Annotated in this window: 12 protein-coding genes and 1 pseudogene; 6 read left to right on the forward strand and 7 right to left on the reverse strand. The window is 69.4% G+C overall.

Features of this window, described 5'->3' with window-relative positions:
- Nucleotides 1–29 precede the first annotated feature (29 nt).
- Nucleotides 30–1,244: a citrate synthase family protein gene (locus tag MNO14_RS04555; protein ID WP_241945567.1), complete on the reverse strand. Its 1,215-nt coding sequence runs from the start codon at nt 1,242–1,244 to the stop codon at nt 30–32.
- A 104-nt stretch (nt 1,245–1,348) separates the two neighbouring features.
- On the opposite strand from MNO14_RS04555, the gene prpB reads away from it, so the two are divergent.
- The 5 genes and pseudogenes from prpB to prpF all read left to right on the forward strand — a co-directional run bounded on the left by prpB (nt 1,349) and on the right by prpF (nt 7,893).
- The gene (gene prpB, locus MNO14_RS04560) at nt 1,349–2,236 is read left to right on the forward strand and encodes a methylisocitrate lyase (RefSeq protein WP_241945568.1); all 888 of its coding nucleotides are present in this window, start codon (nt 1,349–1,351) and stop codon (nt 2,234–2,236) included.
- A gap of 33 nt (nt 2,237–2,269) precedes the next feature.
- Nucleotides 2,270–3,433, forward strand: a complete 1,164-nt coding sequence (prpC, locus tag MNO14_RS04565) for a 2-methylcitrate synthase (RefSeq protein ID WP_241945569.1) — start codon at nt 2,270–2,272, stop codon at nt 3,431–3,433.
- A gap of 152 nt (nt 3,434–3,585) precedes the next feature.
- Complete coding sequence (gene acnD / locus MNO14_RS04570; RefSeq protein ID WP_241945570.1) at nt 3,586–6,198, forward strand: Fe/S-dependent 2-methylisocitrate dehydratase AcnD; 2,613 nt, start codon at nt 3,586–3,588, stop codon at nt 6,196–6,198.
- Nucleotides 6,199–6,264: 66 nt separating this feature from the next.
- Nucleotides 6,265–6,573, forward strand: a pseudogene (locus MNO14_RS04575) (endonuclease domain-containing protein); the annotation flags it as partial.
- Between the two features lie 120 nt (nt 6,574–6,693).
- Nucleotides 6,694–7,893: a 2-methylaconitate cis-trans isomerase PrpF gene (gene prpF / locus MNO14_RS04580; protein ID WP_241946259.1), complete on the forward strand. Its 1,200-nt coding sequence runs from the start codon at nt 6,694–6,696 to the stop codon at nt 7,891–7,893.
- 25 nt (nt 7,894–7,918) lie between these two features.
- Here the strand turns inward: prpF and MNO14_RS04585 are convergent, their stop codons facing one another.
- The 6 genes from MNO14_RS04585 to MNO14_RS04610 all read right to left on the reverse strand — a co-directional run bounded on the left by MNO14_RS04585 (nt 7,919) and on the right by MNO14_RS04610 (nt 15,104).
- Nucleotides 7,919–8,533 carry a glutathione S-transferase N-terminal domain-containing protein gene (locus tag MNO14_RS04585; RefSeq protein WP_241945571.1) on the reverse strand — a complete coding sequence of 205 codons (615 nt, stop codon included), beginning with the start codon at nt 8,531–8,533 and terminating at the stop codon, nt 7,919–7,921.
- Nucleotides 8,534–8,592: 59 nt separating this feature from the next.
- The gene (locus MNO14_RS04590; RefSeq protein WP_241945572.1) at nt 8,593–9,078 is read right to left on the reverse strand and encodes a cell wall hydrolase; all 486 of its coding nucleotides are present in this window, start codon (nt 9,076–9,078) and stop codon (nt 8,593–8,595) included.
- A gap of 488 nt (nt 9,079–9,566) precedes the next feature.
- A complete protein-coding gene (locus tag MNO14_RS04595; RefSeq protein WP_241945573.1) occupies nt 9,567–11,615 on the reverse strand; it encodes an NADPH-dependent 2,4-dienoyl-CoA reductase in 2,049 nt (682 codons plus the stop codon).
- 148 nt (nt 11,616–11,763) lie between these two features.
- Nucleotides 11,764–12,783 carry a zinc-binding alcohol dehydrogenase family protein gene (locus MNO14_RS04600; protein ID WP_241945574.1) on the reverse strand — a complete coding sequence of 340 codons (1,020 nt, stop codon included), beginning with the start codon at nt 12,781–12,783 and terminating at the stop codon, nt 11,764–11,766.
- Nucleotides 12,780–13,862: an aldo/keto reductase gene (locus MNO14_RS04605; protein WP_241945575.1), complete on the reverse strand. Its 1,083-nt coding sequence runs from the start codon at nt 13,860–13,862 to the stop codon at nt 12,780–12,782. The genes MNO14_RS04600 and MNO14_RS04605 overlap by 4 nt, the downstream gene beginning before the upstream one ends.
- Before the next feature lie 45 nt (nt 13,863–13,907).
- The gene (locus MNO14_RS04610) at nt 13,908–15,104 is read right to left on the reverse strand and encodes an MFS transporter (protein WP_241945576.1); all 1,197 of its coding nucleotides are present in this window, start codon (nt 15,102–15,104) and stop codon (nt 13,908–13,910) included.
- 99 nt (nt 15,105–15,203) lie between these two features.
- Here MNO14_RS04610 and MNO14_RS04615 point away from each other — a divergent pair, with 99 nt between their 5' ends.
- A complete protein-coding gene (locus MNO14_RS04615; protein ID WP_241945577.1) occupies nt 15,204–16,148 on the forward strand; it encodes a LysR family transcriptional regulator in 945 nt (314 codons plus the stop codon).
- Nucleotides 16,149–16,387: the final 239 nt, after the last annotated feature.

A 16,387-nucleotide genomic window follows, 5' to 3' on the forward strand; every position in this document is an offset into this window, starting at 1 on the left:
GGCCGGGGTCAGTCTCGGCCGCGGTGCGCTCACTCCGGCTCGATGCCGGTGTAGCGCGCACGGGGCCGGATCAGCCGGCCCAGCGCCTGCTGCTCCAGCGCGTGCGCCAGCCAGCCCGACAGCCGCCCGGCGGCGAACATCGCCAATGCCGGGGTCGCCGGCAGGTCGTGGACGAAGCAGATCGCCGCCAGCATGCCGTCGATGTTGGGCGGTCGACCGCTGGTCTCGGCGGCCGCGGCGATGACCGCCTCGACCTGGCGCATCCGCGGCGTGTCGCCGCGCGTGGCGCGCAGCCGCGCGAGCACATGCGCCGCGCGCGGGTCGCCGTCGGGATACAGCACATGATGGAAGCCGGGCAGGTCGTCGCCGCGCTGCCAGCGCTCGGCGATGTAGGCGGCCGGCGAGGGCGCATCGCAGGCTTCGCGGATCAACGCATGCGCGCGCGCAGTCGCGCCGCCGTGGCGCGGCCCCGACAAGGCCGCCAAGCCCGCGCAGACCGTCGCGTGCAGGTGCGCACCGGTGGACGCAACCACGCGCGCGGCGAAGGCCGAGACATTGAGCTCGTGATCGGCGCACAGCACCAGGGCGGTCCGGACCAGATCCGCGAAGACCGCATCGCCCGGACACCAGGCCTCGGCGAGCACCCCGTGGACGGGCCGCGCATCGGGCTGGCCTGCGACCAGCAGCGCCGCGTTCTGCCGCAGTAGGGTCGCCGCGATGCCGCGTTTGGCGGCCGGTGCTGCGCTCAGCGAATGCCGCAGGTCGGGCGCGAGCAGCGGCAGGACCGCCATCGCGCGCTCGATCGGCGGCAGCGTGGCATCGCCGGCAATCGCCTCGACCCGTGCCGGCCACGGGGCGACGGCGGCATCGAACGGATCGCTGTCGCCGCAGTCCCAGAGCAGCCGCGCCGTGTCCTCGAGCGTCGCCCCGGCCTCGACCATCGCCACGGCCGAATGCCCGCGGTAATAGGGGCTGTCGGGCCGGATCAGCGAGATCCGCGTCTCCATTACCGGCAGGCCGCGGTCCAGGCTCTGCGCTGCGCCGCGGGCCGCGCCGCGTCCAGCACGCTTGCGCTGGCCCAGCCGCTCGATGTCCTGGCGCAGATAGACGCGACTGCGGTGGTCGGGGCCGGGCCGCGAGGCCAGCAGCCCGCGGCTGACGTAGGCATAGAGTGTTGCGGGGCTGATGCCGAGCGCCGCGCAGGCCTCGGCGGCGGACATCAGGTCGCCTTCGTTCGCATTCACTGTGAATTCCGATGTGTTGATTGATTCGATCAAGATTGATCAACCAGTCGCAGAGTGCCAGATTGTGCGTCATCGCGGTACACCGCAGTCCCGGAGTCGCATCGATGAGCCCCCTGTCCGCTGGCGCCCGGTTCCGCGCCGCCCTGTCCGCCGAATCGCCGTTGCAGGTGATCGGCGCGATCAACGCCAACCACGCGCTGCTCGCCAAGCGCGCCGGGTTCCAGGCGATCTACCTGTCGGGCGGCGGCGTCGCCGCGGGCTCGCTCGGCCTGCCGGACCTGGGCATCAACACGCTCGAAGACGTGCTGATCGACGTGCGCCGGATCACCGACGTCTGCGACCTGCCGTTGCTGGTCGACATCGACACCGGCTTCGGGCCGAGCGCCTTCAACATCGAACGCACGGTCAAGTCGCTGATCAAGGCGGGCGCTGCGGCCTGCCATATCGAGGATCAGGTCGGTGCCAAGCGCTGCGGCCATCGGCCGGGCAAGGAGATCGTGTCGCAGAGTGAGATGGTCGACCGGGTCAAGGCGGCGGCCGATGCCAAGACCGATCCCGATTTCTTCCTGATCGCGCGCACCGATGCGATCCAGGTCGACGGCGTGGAGGCCGCGATCGAACGCGCGATCGCCTGCGTCGAGGCCGGCGCCGACGGCATCTTCGCCGAGGCGGCCTACGATCTGGAGACCTACCACCGGTTCGTCGATGCGGTGAAGGTGCCGGTGCTGGCCAACATCACCGAGTTCGGCAAGACGCCGCTGTTCACCCGCGACGAGCTGGCCTCGGCAGGCGTTGCGATCCAGTTGTTCCCGCTATCGGCGTTCCGCGCCGCCAACAAGGCCGCCGAGCTTGTCTATACCGCGGTGCGCCGCGACGGCCACCAGCAACACGTCGTCGATGCGATGCAGACCCGCGAGGAACTCTACGAGCGCATCGGCTACCACGCCTTCGAGCAGCGGCTGGACGCGCTGTTCGCATCCAACAAGCAGTAAGCGATCCATCCAGGCATTCACCGGAGATCCCAGATGAGCGAGACCACCGCTACCACCGCCCCCGGCTTCAAGCCGAAGAAGTCCGTCGCGCTGAGCGGCACTGCCGCCGGCAACACCGCGCTGTGCACGGTCGGCCGCAGCGGCAACGACCTGCACTACCGCGGCTACGACATCCTCGACCTCGCGCGTACCAGCGAGTTCGAAGAGATCGCCTATCTGCTGGTCCACGGCAAGCTGCCCAACGAGGCCGAGTTGCGCGGCTACAAGGCCAAGCTCAAGTCGCTGCGCGGCCTGCCGGCGGCGGTCAAGGCGGCGCTGGAAGAACTGCCGCCGTCGGCGCATCCGATGGACGTCATGCGCACTGGCGTGTCGGTGCTCGGTTGCGTGCTGCCGGAAAAGGACGACCACAACCATCCGGGTGCGCGCGACATCGCCGACAAGCTGATGGCCAGCCTCGGCTCGATGCTGCTGTACTGGTACCACTGGAGCCACAACGGTCGGGTCATCGACGTGGAGACCGACGACGACTCGATCGGCGGGCATTTCCTGCACCTGCTGCACGGCGTCCCGCCGCGCGAGTCGTGGGTCCGGGCGATGCACACCTCGCTGATCCTTTACGCCGAGCACGAGTTCAATGCCTCGACGTTCGCCAGCCGCGTGATCGCGGGCACCGGCAGCGACCTGTATTCGTGCATTGCTGGCGGCATCGGCGCGCTGCGCGGGCCCAAGCACGGCGGCGCCAACGAGGTCGCCTTCGAAGTGCAGAAGCGCTACGACACGCCCGACGAGGCGGAGGCCGACATTCGGGCGCGTGTGGAGAAGAAGGAAGTGATCATCGGCTTCGGCCACCCGGTCTATACCGTCAGCGATCCGCGCAACGAGGTCATCAAGGAGGTCGCGCGGGAACTGTCCGACGAGGTCGGCAGTCGCAAGATGTACGACATCGCCGAGCGCCTGGAGGCGGTGATGTGGGACATCAAGAAGATGTTCCCCAACCTCGACTGGTTCAGCGCGGTGAGCTACCACATGATGGGCGTGCCGACGGCGATGTTCACCCCGCTGTTTGTCATCGCGCGCACCGCGGGTTGGAGCGCGCACGTCATCGAGCAGCGCATCGACGGAAAGATCATCCGCCCCAGTGCGCACTACACCGGTCCGGAGGACCAGCCGTTCGTGCCGCTCGCCGAGCGTAAGTAAACGCAGATCTTCTTCTCCCGCTCGCGGGAGAAGCGGACGCGTCGCCGCGGAGGCGGGCGCGTGGTCCGCCTGGGGTGCGCCCCATCCGCCTTCGGCCCCTTCCCCGCAAGCGGGGGAGGGACTGCCACTGTCCTTCTTCGAAGTAGCCAGCCATGAACAGCCAGCACCGCAAGCCCCTTCCCGGTACCGACCTCGACTGGTTCGACGCGCGCGAGGCGGTCGAGGCGTTGTCGCCCGGCGCCTTCGATCGCATGTCCTACACGGCTCGGGTGCATGCCGAGAACCTCGTGCGGCGCTGCGATCCGGCGCTGCTCGACGATGCGCTGCGGCAGCTGATCGAGTTGCGTCGCGACCTCGACTTCCCGTGGTATCCGGCGCGCGTGGTCTGTCACGACATCCTCGGCCAGACTGCGCTGGTGGACCTGGCGGGCCTGCGCGATGCGATCGCCGAGCAGGGGGGCGATCCGGCCAAGGTCAATCCGGTGGTGCCGGTGCAGCTGATCGTCGACCACTCGCTGGCGGTGGAATGCGGCGGCTTCGACCCCGATGCGTTCACCAAGAATCGGGCGATCGAGGACCGGCGTAATGCCGACCGTTTCGACTTCATCGACTGGACCAAGCGTGCGTTCCGCAACGTTGAGGTGATTCCGCCGGGCAACGGGATCATGCACCAGATCAACCTGGAGAAGATGTCGCCGGTGATCTACACCCAGCATGCCCTCCAAGGGCGCGGCGTCGCGTTTCCCGACACCTGCGTCGGCACCGACAGCCACACGCCGCATGTCGATGCGCTGGGGGTCATCGCGATCGGGGTCGGCGGCCTGGAGGCGGAGAACGTCATGCTCGGACGCGCGTCGTGGATGCGCACGCCCGAGATCGTCGGCGTGGAGCTGGCGGGCCGGCCAGGGCCCGGCATCACCGCGACCGACGTGGTGCTGGCGCTGACCGAGTTCCTGCGCAAGTCGAAGGTGGTCGGCGCGTATCTGGAGTTCCGCGGCCCGGGTGCGGCCGCGCTGACCATCGGCGACCGCGCGACGATCTCCAACATGGCGCCCGAATATGGCGCGACCGCGGCGATGTTCTTCATCGACGACAACACGCTCGACTATCTGCGTCTGACCGGTCGCGACGACGCCCAGGTGCAACTGGTGGAGACCTACGCCAAGACGGCCGGCCTGTGGGCCGATGCGCTCGAGGGCGCGCAGTACGAGCGCACGCTGCACTTCGATCTGTCGAGCGTGGTGCGCAACATGGCCGGCCCCTCGAATCCGCACAAGCGGGTCGCGACCCGCGACCTCGCCGCCAACGGCATCGCCGGCGCGTGGGAGATGCCGCTTGAGGGCACGATGCCCGATGGCGCGGTGATCATCGCCGCGATCACCAGTTGCACCAACACCTCCAATCCGCGCAACGTGATCGCCGCCGGCCTGCTGGCGCGCAACGCGAACGCGCGCGGTCTGCTGCGCAAGCCGTGGGTCAAGACCTCGCTGGCGCCCGGGTCGAAGGCAGTCGAGCTGTATCTGCGCGAGAGCGGCCTGCTGCCCGAACTCGAGCAATTGGGCTTTGGCATCGTCGGGTTCGCCTGCACCACCTGCAACGGCATGAGTGGTGCACTGGATCCGGCGATCCAGCAGGAGATCATCGATCGCGACCTTTATGCCACCGCGGTGCTCAGCGGCAATCGCAACTTCGACGGGCGCATCCACCCTTACGCCAAGCAGGCGTTCCTGGCCTCGCCGCCGCTGGTGATCGCCTACGCGATCGCCGGCACCGTGCGCTTCGACATCGAACAGGATGCGCTCGGGATCGACGCCGACGGCCATGCGGTCACGCTCAAGGACATCTGGCCGAGCGACGAGGAGATCGACGCGGTGGTCAAGGCCAGCGTCAAGCCGGAACAATTCCGCGCCGTCTACGGCCCGATGTTCAAGCTGCACGTCGATACCGGCGAGCGCGTCGCGCCGTTGTACGACTGGCGGCCGATGAGCACCTACATCCGGCGCCCGCCGTACTGGGAAGGCGCGTTGGCCGGCGAACGCACGCTGCGCGGGATGCGTCCGCTGGCGGTGCTGGGCGACAACATCACCACCGACCATTTGTCGCCGTCGAATGCCATCCTCGCCAGCAGCGCGGCCGGCGAGTATCTGGCGAAGATGGGCGTGCCCGAAGAGGACTTCAATTCCTACGCCACCCACCGCGGCGACCACCTGACCGCGCAGCGGGCGACCTTCGCCAACCCGAAGTTGATCAACGAGATGGCCGTGGTCGATGGCGAGGTCAAGCAGGGCTCACTGGCGCGGATCGAACCCGAGGGCCAGGTCGTGCGCATGTGGGAAGCGATCGAGACCTACATGGCACGCCGCCAGCCGTTGATCATCGTCGCCGGCGCGGACTACGGCCAGGGCAGCTCGCGCGACTGGGCCGCCAAGGGCGTGCGCCTGGCCGGCGTGGAGGCGATCGTGGCCGAGGGCTTCGAGCGCATCCACCGGACCAACTTGATCGGCATGGGCGTGCTGCCGCTGGAGTTCCAGCCCGGGACCACGCGGCTGACACTGAGCATCGACGGCACCGAGACCTTCGATGTGATTGGCGAGCGCACCCCGCGCGCGATGCTGACCCTGGCGATCCACCGCAAGGACGGCACGCAGCTCGCGGTCCCGGTGACCTGCCGTCTCGACACCGCCGAAGAAGTCTCGATCTATGAGGCCGGCGGCGTGCTGCAGCGCTTCGCGCAGGATTTCCTGGAATCGTCAAAGGCCGCATGATCGAAAGCCCCTCTCCCCTTGCGGGACTAGGTGCCCGCCGGGGTAGAGGGGTTGGGGAGAGGGGGAATGGATCAACGCGCATTCGCCAAAACGCTGCGTCGAAACATGACCGACGCCGAGCATCTGCTCTGGCGTCACCTCCGTGCCCACCGCTTCGATGGACAGAAGTTCCGCCGCCAGCAGCCGATCGGTCCTTACGTGGTCGACTTCGTGCATTTCGGTGCACGCCTGATCGTCGAGGCGGACGGCAGCCAGCACGCCGATTCGCCGAAGGATGCAGGTCGCGATGCGTGGTTGAAAGAGCAGGGCTTCCAAGTACTGCGCTTCTGGAATGACGACGTCCTGCAATGCACGGAGGCGGTGCTTGAAGCCATCTGGCATACGTTGCGGGAAGCACCCCTCTCCCCCGACCCCTCTCCCGCAAGGGGAGAGGGGAGACAAGCAAAGCAGCCTTTCTCCCGTGAGGGAGACAAGCCGACGACAAGTGAGAACGCCATGACCTGCACCCCGCAACTCCGCATTCCCGCCACCTACATGCGTGGCGGCACGTCCAAAGGCGTGTTCTTCCGGCTCGAAGACCTGCCGACCGCGGCGCAGGTGCCGGGCGCGGCGCGCGATGCGCTGTTGATGCGGGTGATCGGGTCGCCCGATCCTTATGCCAAGCACACTGATGGCATGGGCGGCGCCACGTCGTCGACCAGCAAATGCGTGATCATCGCCAAGTCCACGCAGCCCGACCACGACGTCGACTACCTCTATGGCCAGGTGGCGATCGACAGCGCGTTCGTCGACTGGAGCGGCAACTGCGGCAATCTGAGCACGGCCGTCGGCCCGTTCGCGATCGCCAACGGCTTCGTCGATTCTTCGCGCATCCCAGAACACGGCACCGTCGCGGTGCGCGTGTGGCAGGCCAACATTGGCAAGACCATCGTGGTCCACGTGCCGATTGCGGGGGGGCAGGTGCAGGAGACAGGCGATTTCGAACTCGACGGGGTGACGTTCCCGGCCGCGGAGATCGTGCTGGAGTTCGTCGATCCTGCCGACGAGGGCGAAGGGGAGGGCGGCGGTGCGATGTTCCCGACCGGCCACCTCGTCGACGATCTCGAGGTCCCGGGCATCGGCACGCTGCGCGCGACGATGATCAATGCCGGCATCCCGACGATCTTCATCGACGCTGCGGCGATCGGCTACACCGGCAGCGAGCTGCAGGACGCGATCAACGGCGACGCGAAGGCGCTGGCGATGTTCGAGACGATCCGCGCGCACGGTGCGCTGCGCATGGGGCTCATCGGCGATCTCGCCGAGGCGTCCAGGCGCCAGCACACGCCCAAGGTCGCGTTCGTGGCGCCGCCGCGCGATCACGTGGTGTCGAGCGGCAAGGCGATCGCTGCGGGGGACATCGACCTGCTGGTGCGCGCGCTGTCGATGGGCAAGCTGCATCACGCGATGATGGGCACAGCAGCGGTCGCGATCGCCACGGCCGCCGCGATTCCCGGCACGCTGGTCAGCGACGCGGCCGGCGGCGGTGCGCGCACGTCGGTGCGCTTCGGGCACCCGTCGGGCACGCTGCGGGTCGGCGCCGAAGCGGTGGAGGTCGACGGCCGCTGGACCGTGGCCAGGGCGATCATGTCCCGCTCGGCGCGGGTGCTGATGGACGGTGCGGTCCGCGTGCCTGCCGACACGCTGCCCGGCTGACACCGGGCAGCGTCTGGCCTGGGGCCTAGAGAATGCCCTCGGCCGCCATGGCTGCGCGTACGCCCGGATCGGCCAGCATCCGCGCATCGAAGGCCTGCAAGCGATCGAGGCCGCCCAGGTCCAGTTTCAAGCGCTTGGCCCATTGCAGGGTCACGAACAGATAGGGGTCGGCGATCGAACGGGTGCCGGCAAGGAAGTCGCGACCGTCCAGCTGCGCGTCGAGGCGTTCAAAGAGGCCGCGGATCTTCCGCATGGCCTGCTTGCGCGTGCGCTCGATGGCGTCGGGATCGTCGAGGTACTTGGTGCTGCCAAACAGCGGGTGGAACGCGGGGTGCAGGTCGGCATTGAGCAGCCCGAGCCAGCGGTTGACCTCGGCGCGCCCTTCGAGCGTGCCGTCTCCGCCCAGCGCGGCTTCCGGAAAGCGGTCGGCCAGATAGTTCAGGATCGCCGCGTTCTGGGTCAGCGCCCAATCGCCATCGACCAACACCGGGACCGCGCCGGCGGGATTGAGCGCCAGGAAAGGCGGCGCTTTCATCGTGGTCGCGTCGACAATGCGCACGTCGAACGGCGTGCCGATCCAGCGCAGCGCAATGTGGTCGGCCAGCGAACAGGCGCCGGGCTTGGTGTAGAGCGTGAGCATGCAGCCTCCGGACTCGGGACGGGCGGCCATCATGCGCCCGACGCGAGCTGCGGAACACCTCAGCCGCGGGCGGTCGTCGTCGCGGGTGCGGCGGGCTGGGGACGCAGCCGCTGGACGCGCAGGAACGTGTGGTCGCCGATCGTCGCCACCGGCGGCGCATGGCGCCAGGCGGGGGTGGCGATGCCGTGCGCCATGAAGTGGCTCGCGCCAGGCACGATCTCGCGGCGCTCGGCGCGCGGCAGCGACCAGTTGCGCTCCGAGGCCAGGGCGACGTTGACCGCTCGGGTCCACGCGTTGGTGTTCGCCAACCGGGTCTGGGGTGACACGATGGTCGGGGCGAACTGCTTGCGCGCGGTGACCACCTCGCACATCGATTCGCCCCACAGGCCGCTTTCCTGTCGGCGCAATGCGACCTCGGCGACGGCTTCCTGTCCGCGGACCGACTGGTCGCGGGCTTCGAGATAGACCGTCGTGCTCAGACAGAGCGAATCGGCGGCCGGCGGTGGCAGCACGGAGGCCAGCCACATCACCCATTCCAGTTTCATCGTTGACTCCTTGCTCCGTTGCGCCGTGTCGCGCTGCGCAATGCCGGTCTGGCAGGCGCGGCGGCGACGTCGGCATGGCGTCTTGGGGAGGGCGGCGACTCTATGGCGCTTTCGCCCGGGCTCCGAGCCGCGGGATCGCGGCGGGGCCGGTGTTCCGCCAAAGGCGGGCGGAACGATGTGGCGGCACGGTATTGGTGGTTTTTCGAATCAAACGTGAATGCGCGGCACTTGTGCCGACCGCCGATCTGTGGCTGGAAACAGACCAAATGGGCTCGTATTCAGTCCGAGGCGGGATCGCGAGCGGGATCGCGTGGCGCCCAAGTTTATGAACTTTCGTTCAGCTTCGTGGCCATGTCGCAGTGCAGGCACGGCCCACATTCAGCCCGGCCCGTGGCTGCATCTACCTCCGGTAACGACCTGCGGTGCAACCGGTAGCGTCCGCCTGGCGGCGGCCCTGAGGGACCTGCGGCGTCATGCCGCAGGTACCGTTACAGGCGCGCCGCAAGCGCGCTGGCCTGGGCGATTGCGCGCTTGGCGTCGAGTTCGGCGGCCACGTCCGCGCCGCCGACCAGATGCACGACGCGGCCGGCCGCCTGCAGGGCGTCCAGCAGGTCCCGTCGCGGCTCCTGGCCCGCGCACACCACCACATGGTCGACCGGCAGCCGCTGTTCGGTGTCGTCCACCCGGATGCGCAGGCCCGCGTCGTCGACGCCCAGGTACGCGACGCCGCCCAGCATCCGGACACCCTTGGCCTTCAGCGTGCTGCGGTGGATCCAGCCGGTGGTCTTGCCGAGTCGGGCGCCCGGGCGGCCGGGACTGCGCTGCAGCAGCCAGACCTCGCGCGTCGGCGGCGATGGTGCGGCCGGGACCAGGCCGCCCGGGCGTTCGAAACTCGGGTCCACGCCCCATTCGCGCATCCACGCGGCCGGATCGAGACTGGGCGACGGGCCGGCGCCCTCGACCAGGAATTCACCGACATCGAAGCCGATGCCGCCGGCGCCGATGATCGCCACCCGCGCCCCTGGCACGACCCGACCCTCGAGCACATCGACATAGCCGACGACCTTGGGGTGGTCGTGTCCGGGGATATCGATCGCGCGCGGGCGCACGCCGGTCGCGAGCACGACGACATCGAAGCCGACCAGGTCGTCCGCCGTCACCGGGGTCGAGAGCCGGACCTCGACACCGGTCTCGGCGATGCGCTGGCCGAAGTAGCGCAGCGTCTCGTTGAATTCCTCCTTGCCGGGAATGCGCCGTGCCAGGTTGAACTGGCCGCCGATCGCGTCTGCCGCATCGAACAGCACCACGCGGTGACCGCGCTGCGCGGCGATGGTCGCGCACGCCAGCCCGGCCGGGCCGGCGCCGACCACCGCGATGCGCAGCGGCGCGGCCGCCGGGAAGTAATTGAGCTCGGTCTCCGCGCACGCGCGCGGATTGACCAGGCAGCTCGCAGTGCGGTTCGCGAACACGTGGTCCAGGCAGGCCTGGTTGCAGGCGATGCAGGTATTGATGCGTGCGGGTGTGCCGGCACGTGCCTTGGCGACCCACTGCGGATCGGCCAGCAGCGGCCGCGCCATCGACACCATGTCCGCGCCGCCGGCCGCGAGCACGCGCTCGGCGACGTCGGGCATGTTGATGCGGTTGGTCGCGACCAGCGGCAGCCTCACGTGCGGGCGCAGTTTGGCGGTTACCCCGGCGAAGGCTGCACGCGGGACCGAGGTCGCGATCGTCGGCACCCGTGCCTCGTGCCAGCCGATCCCGGTGTTGAGCAGCGTCGCCCCGGCGGCCTCGATCGCGCGCGCCTGCTGCACGATCTCGTCCCAGCCCGAGCCGCCTGGCACCAGCTCAAGCATCGACAGGCGGTAGATCAGGATGAAGTCGTGCCCGGCGGCTTCGCGCACGCGGCGCACGATTTCGGTCGCAAAGCGCATGCGCTGCAGCACGTCGCCGCCCCAGCGGTCCTGGCGACGATTGGTGCGCGCGCTCAGGAACTGGTTGATCAGGTAGCCCTCGCTGCCCATGATCTCGACGCCGTCATAGCCGGCCTCGCGCGCGAGCTTGGCGGCGTGGGCGTAGGCGTCGATCGTGCGTTCGACCCCGCGTGCGCCGAGCGCCCGGGGCGTGAACGGATTGATCGGAGCTTTCAGGCGGCTCGGCGCGACCTGCAGCGGGTGATAGGCGTAGCGGCCGGCATGCAGCAACTGCAGGCAGATCTTCGCGTCATGGGTGTGCACCGCGTCGGTGACCGGGCGGTGGCGCCGCGTCTCCCATCGCCACGACAGCTTGCCGCCGAACGGCTTGAGCCAGCCGGCGATGTCGGGCGAAAAGCCGCCGGTGACGATCAGCGCCACGCCGCCTTCGGCGCGCTCGGCGAAGTAGCGCGCCAGCTTCGGGAAGTCGGCGGCGCGATCCTCCAGCCCAGTGTGCATCGAGCCCATCAGCACCCGGTTGCGCAACGTCGTGAAGCCGAGGTCGAGCGGGGCGAGCAGGTGCGGATAGGGTGTGGGGTCGGCTGGCTGGCCCATGACTGGCGACATGACCTGGATACGCTGGCGTATGGATGCCGCAGGGTGCCGCGGCCGGCGCCGCGGCGCAAGCGCCGTGGTTTCTCGGTGACAGGCCACGCCGGCCGGACAAGGCCGGCCGGTCACCGGCGCGCGAGGTGTCGCGCGCCAGGGCCTGCGATCAGCGCCAGCCGGCGACGGCGACCTTGCCGATGGTCGCGCCCGACTCGAGCAGTCGATGCGCTGCGCGCAGGGTGTCGGCAGCGATCGGCGAGAGCGTGCGGCCGAGTGTGCCGCGTAGCCGTCCGGCATCGACGAGCGCGGCGACGCGCGCGAGGATGCGCCCGTGCGCAGCCATGTCGGCGGTGCGGAAGCGCGGCCGCGCGAACATGAATTCCCAATGGATGCCAATGCACTTGGCCTTGTAGGGATCGCCGATCTTCAGCGCGCCGGCCGGTTCGACGATCAGGCCGACATGCCCCTGCGGTGCGAGCAACTCGCCCAGCGGCTCCCAGTAGCGATCGGTGTCGGCGAGGTTGAGCGCCGCATCGACCTGGGTGTAACCGAGCGTCTGGAGCTGCGGCGCCAGCGCCTGGCGGTGATCGATCACATGGTCGGCGCCGAGCGCCCGGCACCAGGCGATGCTGTCCTGGCGCGAGGCGGTGGCGATCACGGTGAAACCGGCCAGCTTGGCCAACTGGATCGCGATCGAGCCCACGCCACCGGCACCGGCGATCACCAGCAGCGTTTTGCCGGCGCCACCCTCCTCGAAGGCGTAGGGCATGCGTTCGAACAGCAGTTCCCAGGCGGTGATCGCGGTCAGCGGCAGGGCGGCGGCCTGGGCGAAATCCAGCGTGTCGGGCTTGTGCGCGACCAGCCGCGCATCGACCAGTTGGAACTGCGCATTGCTGCCGGGGCGGGTCACATCACCGGCGTAGTAGACCGCGTCGCCGATCGAGAACCCGCTCACCTGATCGCCGACCGCATCGACCACGCCGGCCGCGTCGTAGCCGAGCACGCGATGCGGTGCGCCCTCGGGCAACGGGGCGCGACGCAGTTTGGTGTCGACCGGATTGACCGCGACCGCCTCGATGCGTACGCGCAGATCGTGCGGACCGGGCGCTGGGATGTCGAGCTCGATTTCGACCAGCGCGTGCGGATCGTCGATCGGCAGCGGACGGGTGGTGACAATGGCTTTCATGCGGGACGCTCCTGATCGGGGACGGGGACGGGGACGGGGACGGGGACGGGGACTGGCGCCGGGCTGCGCTCGGCGAACTGCCCGTTCCAGTAAGGGTAGTAGGGATAGGGCGTCGGCACCGCGCTCGCGGCATCCAGCCGTGTCATGTGCATCGGGTCCAGCGACCAGTCGGCCGCGCCCAGGTTCTCGCGCAACTGCGCCTCGTTGCGCGCGCCCACCAGCACCGTCGAGACGCCGGGGCGCTGCAGCAGCCAGTTCAGCGCGATCTGCGGCACGCTGTGACCGGTGTCGGCGGCGACCTCATCGAGCGCGTCGACGATCCGGTACAGCCGCGCGTCGTCGACCGGCGGGGCGAAGGCGGCGGTCGCGTGCAGCCGGCTCGTCGTCGGCAGCGGCTGGCCGCGACGGACCCGGCCGGTCAGCCGGCCCCACGCCAGCGGACTCCACACCACCGCGCCGACGCCTTGATCGAGGCCGAGCGGCATCAGCTCCCATTCGTAGTCGCGACCGGCCAGCGAGTAGTACGCCTGGTGCGCGACATAGCGCGTCAGCCCGTCGCGGTCGGCGATTGCCAGCGCCTTCATCAGCTGCCAGCCGGCGTGGTTGGACGCGCCGAGGTAGCGCACCTTGCCGGCACGGACCAGGCCGTCGAGCGTCGACAGCGTTTCCTCCAGCGGCGTCATCGCGTCGAACGCGTGCAGTTGCAGCAGGTCGATGTGGTCGGTGTCGAGCCGGCGCAAAGCGGTGTCGACGGCGTCGAGCAGATGCATGCGTGAGGCGCCGACCGCATTGACATCCTCGCCCACCCGCAGGCCGACCTTGGTCGACAGCAGCACCCGGTCGCGTCGACCGCGGATCGCCGCGCCGAGGATCGCCTCCGATGCGCCGTCGGAGTAGGCGTCTGCGGTATCGAAAAAGCAGGCGCCGGCATCGAGGCACAGGTCGACGAGGCGACGCGCCTGCACGGCGTCGGTGTCGCCCCAGGCGCCGAACAGCGGGCCGCGACCGCCGAAGGTGCCGACGCCGAAGCCGAGCACGGGAACGCGCAGGCCGGAGCGGCCGAGAAAGCGGGTGTCCATGGAAATTTCCGTCGGAGGAGAAGGGAAGGGCGATGCCGCAGGGCGTCAGCAGGGTTGGATAGCGACCGGGCGTGCGCGGCCGAGCGCGAGCACCGACACGACGACACCGGCCAGCGTGATCAGCGCCCCGGCCGTGCCCAACCGCGCCAGGCCCCCGCCATGGCCGACGACGAGGCCGCCGAGCCAGGCGCCTGCTGCATTGCCGAGGTTGAACGCGCCGATGTTGAGGCTCGAGGCGAGGTTGCGGCCGTCGTCTCCGGCGCGCTGCAGCACCCAGGCCTGCAGTGGCGCGACGGTCGCGAATGCGGCCACGCCGAGCAGACCGGTGGCGATCACCATCGCCGGCGCCTGGTGCATCGCGGCGCCGAGCAGTGCGAGTACGGCGGCGAGCGCGAGCAGCGTCGCCGGGATCGCGGCCGTCGGTGCGCGATCGGCGAACCGGCCGCCGAGCAGGTTGCCGGCGATCATGCCGACCCCGAACACCAGCAGCACCGGCGAGACCGCGCGATCGGGCAAGCCGCTCACCTGCACCAGGACCGGCTGGATGAAGGTGTAAACCGTGAACACGCCGGCATAGCCCAGCGCCGTCGTCAGCAGACCGAGCACCACCGGTGGCCGCGAGACCGCCGCGAGTGCACGACGGACGCTGCCGGTCGCGACGGCCGCGCGGTCGGCCGGAACCAGCAGCGCGATCACCACGGTCGCCAGTGCCCCGATCGCAGCGACCGCCCAGAACGTGGCGCGCCAGCCCGCATGCAGGCCCAGCCACGCGCCGGCCGGCACGCCGAGCAGGGTGGCGACGGTCAGGCCGGTGAACATTACCGAGATCGCGCGCGCGCGCCGTTCCGCCGGCACCAGGCCCGCGGCGACCACCGCGCCGACGCCGAAGAAGGTGCCGTGGGCGAGCGAGGTGATCACGCGCGCGGCCATCAGCCAGCCGTAGTCGGGCGCCAGCGCGCAGGCCAGGTTGCCGAGCGTGAACACCGCCATCAGGCCGATCAGCACCGCTTTGCGCGGCAGCCGGTCGGTCGCGAGCGTGAGCAGCGGCGCGCCGACGAACACGCCCAGCGCATAGCCGGAGATCAACAGTCCGGCTGCGGGCAGGCTCACCTGGAGATCGGCCGCGACCTGGCTGAGCAGGCCCATGATCACGAATTCGGTGGTGCCGATGCCGAATGCGCCTGCGGTCAGCGCATACAGCGCCGCTGGCGTGCGGAAGGACGGAGCGGGAGAACGGGGCATGGTCGCGACCGGTGCGGGAGGGCGGCCATTCTCGAAAGCGACGATCCGGAGGAACAGGTTTAGGATCGACAATGACTTTCAACCGAAGATTGAAAATCGATGACGCGGCTCGACGACATCGCCCTATTTCTGCGCGTGCTCGATCTGGGCTCGATCAGCGCGGCCGCGCGCGCCCTGGACCTGTCGCCGGCCGTGGCCAGCCAGCGCCTGAAGCGCCTGGAGAGCGGCCTCGGCGTGCGGCTGCTGCATCGGACCACGCGCCGGCTGCATCCCACCGCCGAGGGCCGCGCGCTGGCCGTGGGCGGGCGCGCGCTGGTCGATGATCTCGACAGCCTCGCCGCGGGGCTGCGTGAGAGCGGGGGACGCGGTGTGGCCGGCACATTGCGGGTGACGATGTCGGCCTCGTTCGGGCGCCAACATGTCTCGCCGCTGCTGCCGCGGTTTCTGGCCCGGCATCCCGAGCTGCGGCTGAGCGTGCACATGAGCGACCAACTGGTGGACCTGGTGCGGGAGGGCTTCGACCTGGCAATCCGGATCGGCGAACTGGACGACTCGCGCCTGGTCGCACGCCCGATCGCCGCCAACGAGCGCGTGCTCGTCGCCTCGCCGGACTACCTGCATCGGCGCGGTCACCCGCGCGTGCCGGCCGACCTGGCCGATCACGCGTGCCTGTTGCTGGTCGGCAGCCGCGGGCGCCAGGACCACTGGCCATTGCTCGACCGCAATGGGGTCCGCACCGAGGTCGCGGTGTCGGGGCGCATGGAAAGCACGCTGGGTGAGATCCTGCGCGACGCTGCGCTCGCAGGCGAGGGCATCGCGATGCATTCGGTGTGGCATGTCGCCGACGACCTGCGTGCGGGACGACTGGTCCGGGTGCTGCCAGGATACGCGCCGCCGACCACCGGCATCCATGCGGTCATGCCCGAGCGCCGGCTGGTGCCGCCGCGCACGCGCGCATTCGTGGATTTCCTGGTCGAGGAGTTGGGCCGATCGCCGCCCTGGGTGGCAGCCGCGGAACACGTGGCGGCCCAGAAGCCGGGGTGAGCGTTAAGCGCGTCTTGACGCCACGCCGACATCGAATGCAGACAATGCGCGCCGTTGGGAGTTCCCGCCGTAGCCCAAGGCTGGATGAACGGTAAGGTGTCGTTGTGTTGGAATCTTTCAACCGTTAGCTTAGTGTTAACGACGCCTTCACACAGCTGACTTTAGGCTATGTCCAAGGCGTGTGCGTTTGACGCCTCAAACCGATGCCATGACGCATTCCCCCTAGAACAGGAGCTGAT

The sequence above is a fragment of the Luteimonas sp. S4-F44 genome, from assembly GCF_022637415.1.
Taxonomy (GTDB): domain Bacteria; phylum Pseudomonadota; class Gammaproteobacteria; order Xanthomonadales; family Xanthomonadaceae; genus Luteimonas.